A 978-nucleotide genomic window follows, 5' to 3' on the forward strand; every position below is an offset into this window, starting at 1 on the left:
AAAGGATCTTGGAAAATCATCTGGATTTCTTTACGTGTTTCACGGCGCTGTACATCTTTCATTTTTGTGAGGTCTTGGCCTAACCAAACCACTTCGCCATCGGTCGCTTCAACAAGTCCAATGATGGCACGTGCGAAGGTCGATTTACCACAACCCGACTCACCTACTACGCCAAGCGTTTCCCCTTCGTAGAGGCGCACATTTACGCCATCTACCGCTTTTAGGCTGGAAGGTTTTGACCAAGGCCACGCTGATTTTGATGCGATGCTGAAGTGAACTTTCAGATCAGATACATCCAGAATTAACTTTTTATCTGCGCTCATTTGTTCCAAGCCTCCCATTCAGAAAAACATGCACGCTGACGACCATCACCAAATGGCGTCAAGATTGGTGCTTCACGCTTACAGCGGTCCATCACACGATGACAACGCTCTTGGTAAGGGCAGCCCGGTGGTAGACGCAGTAAGTTTGGTGGATTGCCAGGAATGGTTGGCAGAATTTCACCTTCTGTATCCAGACGAGGGATCGCCTTTAACAGACCTTCCGCATAAGGGTGGCTTGGGTTGTAGAAAATTTCGTTTACGTTGCCGTACTCCATCGTACGACCTGCGTACATCACAAGCACTTTGTCACATGAACCAGCAACAACACCTAGGTCGTGGGTGATCATAATGATTGCAGTGTTGAACTCGGATTTCAGCTCGTTCAACAAGTCCATGATCTGTGCCTGAACGGTTACGTCCAGTGCGGTTGTTGGTTCATCAGCAATAAGCAGTTTAGGACGGCACAATAGCGCCATCGCAATCATTACACGCTGACGCATACCGCCAGAGAACTCGAGCGGATACATGGTAATACGCTTACGTGCTTCAGGGATTTTTACTGCTTCCAGCATGCGAACAGATTCTTCAAACGCTTCTGATTTTCCCATGCCTTTATGCAGCATCAACACTTCCATCAGTTGATCGCTCACTTTCA

At 47.9% G+C, this 978-nt stretch carries 2 protein-coding genes; both read right to left on the reverse strand.

Annotation, left to right across the window (positions count from 1 at the left end; translation table 11 throughout):
- The coding region (locus R7O13_RS24815; RefSeq protein WP_318304931.1) for an ATP-binding cassette domain-containing protein at positions 1-323 on the reverse strand (323 nt) is incomplete at its 3' end.
- Positions 320-978 (reverse strand): oligopeptide/dipeptide ABC transporter ATP-binding protein (locus tag R7O13_RS24820; RefSeq protein ID WP_318304932.1); only part of this gene is annotated, 659 nt, incomplete at its 5' end. The genes R7O13_RS24820 and R7O13_RS24815, both read right to left, overlap by 4 nt.

The sequence above is a fragment of the Vibrio sp. Y176 genome (assembly GCF_033438945.1).